At 69.1% G+C, this 5,557-nt stretch carries 5 protein-coding genes and 1 pseudogene; 3 read left to right on the top strand and 3 right to left on the bottom strand.

What is annotated here, in order from left to right; genetic code table 11:
* The 3 genes from K789_RS0115890 to K789_RS0115880 form a co-directional block, all read left to right on the top strand.
* Nucleotides 1-879, top strand: an 879-nt coding sequence (locus K789_RS0115890; protein WP_024367617.1) for a MinD/ParA family ATP-binding protein, incomplete at its 5' end; no start/stop codon positions are given.
* A gap of 64 nt (nucleotides 880-943) precedes the next feature.
* Nucleotides 944-1,678: a GAF and ANTAR domain-containing protein gene (locus K789_RS0115885; RefSeq protein ID WP_024367616.1), complete on the top strand. Its 735-nt coding sequence runs from the start codon at nucleotides 944-946 to the stop codon at nucleotides 1,676-1,678.
* Nucleotides 1,679-1,714: 36 nt separating this feature from the next.
* A complete protein-coding gene (locus K789_RS0115880) occupies nucleotides 1,715-2,929 on the top strand; it encodes an MFS transporter (RefSeq protein WP_024367615.1) in 1,215 nt (404 codons plus the stop codon).
* A 161-nt stretch (nucleotides 2,930-3,090) separates the two neighbouring features.
* Here K789_RS0115880 and K789_RS24110 read toward each other — a convergent pair whose 3' ends face one another.
* The 3 genes and pseudogenes from K789_RS24110 to K789_RS0115865 form a co-directional block, all read right to left on the bottom strand.
* Nucleotides 3,091-3,813 carry a hypothetical protein gene (locus K789_RS24110; RefSeq protein WP_128081646.1) on the bottom strand — a complete coding sequence of 241 codons (723 nt, stop codon included), beginning with the start codon at nucleotides 3,811-3,813 and terminating at the stop codon, nucleotides 3,091-3,093.
* 193 nt (nucleotides 3,814-4,006) lie between these two features.
* Nucleotides 4,007-5,227 (bottom strand): aminotransferase class I/II-fold pyridoxal phosphate-dependent enzyme, encoded by a 1,221-nt coding sequence (locus K789_RS0115870; protein WP_024367613.1) that lies wholly within the window; start codon nucleotides 5,225-5,227, stop codon nucleotides 4,007-4,009.
* 137 nt (nucleotides 5,228-5,364) lie between these two features.
* Nucleotides 5,365-5,557 (bottom strand): annotated as a pseudogene (locus K789_RS0115865) (PA-phosphatase); the annotation flags it as partial.

Raw genomic sequence — 5,557 nt, 5'->3', positions numbered from 1 at the left:
CGGCCGGTCGGCGGCCTCCGCGGCGCCCTCTACACCCTGACCGGCGGCGGGCTGAACCTGGGCCCGAGCGCCCGGCAGCGTGAAGAGGACGAACTGGCGCGGCGCATCTCCCGCCAGCTCCAGGGCAGTTACAACACCGCCGTGCTGAGCCTCAAGGGCGGCATCGGCAAGACCTCCACGACGGTCGGCGTCGGACTGACCCTGGCTGAGTTCCGTGGTGACCCGCCGTGCGCCATCGACGCGAACCCGGACTCCGGCGACCTCGTCGAGCGCGCCCTCGGCGAGGGCATCTACCAGCAGCAGAGTCCCCGCACCATCACGGACCTGCTGCAGAACATCGACTCCATCGATTCCCTCACGGCCCTCGCCCGGTACATGCACCACGCCGGCCGGCTGCACCTGATCGCCGGTGAACAGGACCCCGAGGTCTCCGACTCGCTGACCGCGGAGGAATACCTGCGGATCCGCAAACTCATCTCCGGCTACTATTCGGTGGCCCTCACCGACTGCGGCACCGGCGTCACCCACAACGCCATGAGCGGTATCCTGCAGTCCGCGGACAACCTGATCATCGCTGCGGGGTATGCGGTCAGCGGCGCCAAGCGCGCCCGCAGCACCCTGCACTGGCTGGCCGGCCACGGCTACGAGGAACTGGCCCGCAACGCCATCGTGGTCATCACGGACAAGGACGAGGTGTCCTCACGCGTGGACAAGGACGCGATTGAAGACCACCTGTCCGGCATCTGCCGCCAGTTGATCGCCGTGCCGCATGACCGCGGCGTGGCCGACGGCGACCTGGTCACCCTCGATGTGCTCCGCCCGGAAACCCGGCGGGCCTACCGCGAAATTGCTGCCGCGATCGTGGACGGCTACGTCTAACCGCTGGGCGCCGGCCCGGTGGTCTGAAGTTGTGCCGGGCCGGTGAGCGCCCTACATTTTAGGCATGACCAACAACGCCGGGGATGAAGCCGCCCTGCAACTGCAGGACCTCCTGATGGGAACGGAGAACGTCGAGGACTTCCTCGGCCAACTCGCGGAATTTTCGGCGGCCACACTCAGCCACGCCGCCGGCGCTGAGATCGAATGCGGCGTGACGCTGCAGCGCCGGAAGAAGACCATGACCGTGGCGGGGAGCAGCCCCCGGGCCGTCATCCTGGACCGCATCGAGCAAAGCCTCGGTGACGGCCCCTGCATCGAAGCCCTGCGGACACGCTCCGTGGTCCTGCTGGCCGATGTTGACACCGATCCGCGCTGGCCGGACTACCAGCTGCAGCTCGCGGCCCAGGGCGTCCGCAGCACCCTGGGTGTGCCCCTGGAAATCGGCGAGGACGCGGCCGCCGCCCTGAACTTCTTCGGCTCCGACACCGGGCTGTTCACCGAGGACATCATTGCCGAAGCGTCCGGCTTCGCCGACCTCGCCGGCCGATCCCTCCGCCTGGCCGTCCGGATCGGCACCGAGCAGTCCCGGGCCGAGGACCTGAAGGCCGCCATGGAACACCGCACCTCGATCGACCTGGCCTGCGGCGTCGTCATGGCCCAGAACCGCTGCACCCAGGAGGAGGCCATGGGCATCCTCACCCGGGTCTCCAGCAACCGGAACCAGAAGCTCCGCGACGTCGCGGCCGGGGTCCTCCGGAACCTCACCGCAGGGGAAGTCCGCACGCACTTCGACGCCTGAGCGGCCGGGCCAAGCCGCCAGCCTAGGATGAAGGGGATGACCACCACAGACACCGCTTCCTTCAGCCTCCGCAGCATCGCCGTCCCCGCCTTCGGCCCGGCCCTGCTGTTCAGCATCGGCGAGGGCGCCATCCTGCCCGTGGTGGCGCTGTCCGCCCGCGACCTCGGCGCCTCGGTGGCCGTCGCCGCCCTGGTGGTCACCCTGATCGGTCTCGGCTCCTGGTTCTTCAACCTGCCCGCCTCGCTCATCACGCTGAAATTCGGCGAACGCTGGGCCATCGTCGGTGCCGCGGCTGCCAGCACCGTCGCCCTGGCCGCCGCGGCCCTGGCTCCGCTGGTGCCCGGAGGACTCTGGCTGCTCGCGGCGGCGATGCTCGTCGTCGGCATGGCTGCGAGCGTCTTCAGCCTGGCCCGGCAGAAGTACCTGACCGAGGCGGTGCCGGTGATCCTGCGGGCCCGGGCCCTGTCCACCCTCGGCGGAGTGAACCGGATCGGTATCTTCATCGGACCCTTTATCGGCGCCGCCGCGATGCAGTTCGCCGGCATCACCGGCGCCTACTGGGTGGGCGTTGTCGCCATGGCGGCGGCCGCCGGGCTGTCGGTGACCATCCCGGACCTCGTGGCCAAGCCCGCAGCGGACGACGGCGTCCCCGTTCCGCAGGCGACGCTGCGCAGCGTCGCCGTCTCCCACGCCGGGGTCTTCCTGAGCGTTGGGATGGGGGTGCTGCTGCTCAGTGCGCTGCGCGCCTCCCGGCAGGTGGTGATCCCGCTCTGGGCCGAGCACCTCGGGATGGATGCGACACAGGCATCGCTGATCTACGGGCTGTCCGGCGCCATCGACATGCTGGTCTTCTATCCGGCCGGCAAGCTGATGGACCGCAAGGGCCGGCAATGGGTGGCCATCCCGTCAACGCTCATTATGGGCACGGCCATGCTGCTGATCCCGCTCAGCACCGGCTTCGTGGGCCTGCTGCTCGCGGCGCTCCTCATCGGCTTCGGCAACGGCATCAGTTCAGGCCTGAACATGACGCTGGGGGCCGACTTCTCGCCGGACAACGGCCGGGGACAGTTCCTGGGCATCTGGCGGTTCATGGCCGACGCCGGGGCCACCGGCGGGCCGGTGCTGCTCTCAGGCGTGACCGCCGTCGCCTCGCTCGGGGCCGGTGTGTCCGCCACCGGAGCGCTCGGCTTCGCGGCCGCCGCGGTCTTCGCTGTCACCATTCCCCGGCTCAAGCACCGGCGCAACTACTGAACCGCACTGATCCGCGTGCGGCCGCCTGCCCCATCTGACTGGCAGCAGAGGCCGTTTTCAGTGCTCATAGCGGCCTTTACTGCCAGCTACTTGCAGCGCTGGATCGCCCGCGGTGAAGACCGGCAGGGCGCGATCCCCGAAACGGAGCGGGTGCTTGTCGCTCACCGGCCCCTGCCGGGCAAGACCCGGGCCACTGCTGCCCGGACCGGGCGGACGAACCATGCCAGGGCTGCGGCCAGCATGGACCCGCCGATCGTGAAGTGCAGCGGAGTCGGGTTGAACGCCTGAGCACTGGAGGTCTGCTCCGTTGGAGCCGCGACCGGTACCGACTCGGCCGTCGACGTTGCCGTCGGTCTGGGATTCGCAGAGGCCGGGGCCACAGCCGCGGCTTCGGTTGTCGCCGTCGGCGCCGGGGCAGCCTCCGTCGGGACCGCCTCGGCGGGGACATCCATGTCCACACCGACGGCCGGACCATACTGCGGCATTGGGGCGAGGGCAGGGGCCGGTGCATGGTAGCTGCTGCGGGTCTCCGGGGCGACGCTTTTGGTCACGGGTGCTTGGTACGCCGCCGCGGGTGCTTGGTGCGCGGGAGCTGGAGCCTGCACCGGGGCAGGTGCGTAGACCGGCGCCTCGTAGGCAGGAGGTGCCTGGAATACAGGTGCCTGCGGTGCCGGTGCGTTCGTGCCGCCGAGGTTTACGCTGCCGCTGCCGCCCGTCCCGCCGCCGCTGGCGTTGGGCGAGCAGAAGCCGGACCCGCCGCCCATTTCGTTCCAGTGCTGTCCGACGGGGCAGGTCGTGGCGTGGGCAGAGACGGGTGCGAGCAGTAGTGCGGCCCCGGCAAGCAGGACTGTCATACCGGCGCGGCGGGTGTGCGAAATGGTCAAGATGGTTCCCCCAAAGAACAGTGGCCGCGAGACGGCTTTCTGCAGAATCCTATGCGACAAGATGCCATATCCGCAGGTCAGAGCTACATTTTAGTTTGGGCGTCCTGCAGAGTTCCCGACTCCCCAACAGTGGAGCCGGACCCGAAAGCCTCCGCCGATCGGTGAAAGCGAATCCTCAACGTCTCCGCCGCAATTACTCACGGGCCGCGCCGCCGGAGCGCTGGATCGCCGCCGCGAAGACCGGCAGCGCTCGCTGGATCATCTCCTCCGACGCGGTGAGTGAGATCCGGAAATGGCCCGGGGTCTCGAACAGGGTCCCCGGCAGCACAAAGACGTCCTGGTCCGCGAGGGCTGCGGTGAACTGCTCGTCGTCGTCGGCCGGGGTGCGGACGAACAGGTAGAACGCACCCTCCGGCCGCGTCACCTGGTACCCCATGCCGGTCAGCGCCTCCACCATCAGATCGCGCTTGCGCTGCAGCTGCCCGATGTCGATCGAGAACTGCTCCAGCCTTGGCAGGGCATACTGCAGCAGGGCGTTGGGGTAGATCCAGCCCATGGCCATCTGCAGGGCGGTGAGCGCCTCCCTTAACGGGCCGCGGTCCGGCATGGTGGGCGGCAGCGCCAGGTATCCGATCCGCTGCCCGGGCGCCAAATGGGTTTTGCCGTACGAGTAGGCCAGGAGCGTGTAGGGATAGTATTCGGCGGGGCTGTGGAACCGCGAACCGTCGTAGACGATCCGGTTGTAGGCCTCGTCGGAGAGCAGGTAGACGCGCCTGCCGTTGCTGCGCGAGGCCCCTTCCAGCATGTCGGCCAGGTCCTTCAGGAGCGAGGGCGGGTAGATCCGGCCGGTCGGATTGTTGGGCGTATTGACGATCACCACCCGGGTGCGCGGGGTGATGGCGGCCCCGAGCGCCGCCAGATCGACGTCGAACGTTTCGGCGTCGCAGCGGATCTTGACTGGCACCAGCCCGGCCTCGATCACCAAGGGCTCGTAGAAGAACCAGGGCGGGAGGGTGAAGATGACCTCGTCGCCGGGGTCGGCGACGGCCTTGAGCGCCAGCGGAATCGCGGTAAAGCCTCCCGTGGTGAGGTGGATGTCCGCCGGCTCGAAGGGCATCCCCAGCAGGCGCTGCAGGGACGCCGCGGCCGCGGCCTGCGCCTCCGGTTCGTTGGTTTTGTAGGCAAACCAGAGCTCGTTCCGGGGCGTCAGCGCGTCCGCGAGGGCGTCGACGTAGGCGGCCTGCGGCATCTGGTGCGGATTGCCGAGGGCGAGGTCGCAGATCCCCGGCTCGTGCTGGCGCCGGGCGTAGACGGAGTCGCGGAGGAAGGTGTTGATCCGCTGTTGCGACGGGACGGACGCGAGGGTGGTGGCGCGCCTTGAAACGCTCTGGGAAACCGGAGAATCAGTGCTCATGACAGTCCCTCGAGAGGTGGCAGCTTGACCGTATGGACGGGTGGGCCAGCGCGCTGCTGAGCCAGTGGCTGGGCGGGACTAATTCTGGCCCTCGGCGGGCCGGATGTAAACGGGGTTGGGCCGGCGGAAGGCGCAGGTCAGCAGCGGGGTGCGCTCCGCCGTCGTGCCGCATGCCCGAACAGCCACACGCCGGTGACGGTGGCGAGGTAGCCGGCGATGACGATCAGCGCGGTCCCGGCCCAGAAGTAGTGCGTGCTGCTGCCCTCCAGGCCCGTGCCAGCGGCGACATTGAGCAGCGAAAAGGCAGCCACGGCGGCCGCGGCCAGCCCC

This window comes from Arthrobacter sp. TB 26, assembly GCF_000427315.1.
Taxonomy (GTDB): Bacteria; Actinomycetota; Actinomycetes; order Actinomycetales; family Micrococcaceae; genus Arthrobacter.
Note: the sequence above shows the minus strand (reverse complement) of the source record. Positions and strands in the feature narration are given on the sequence as shown.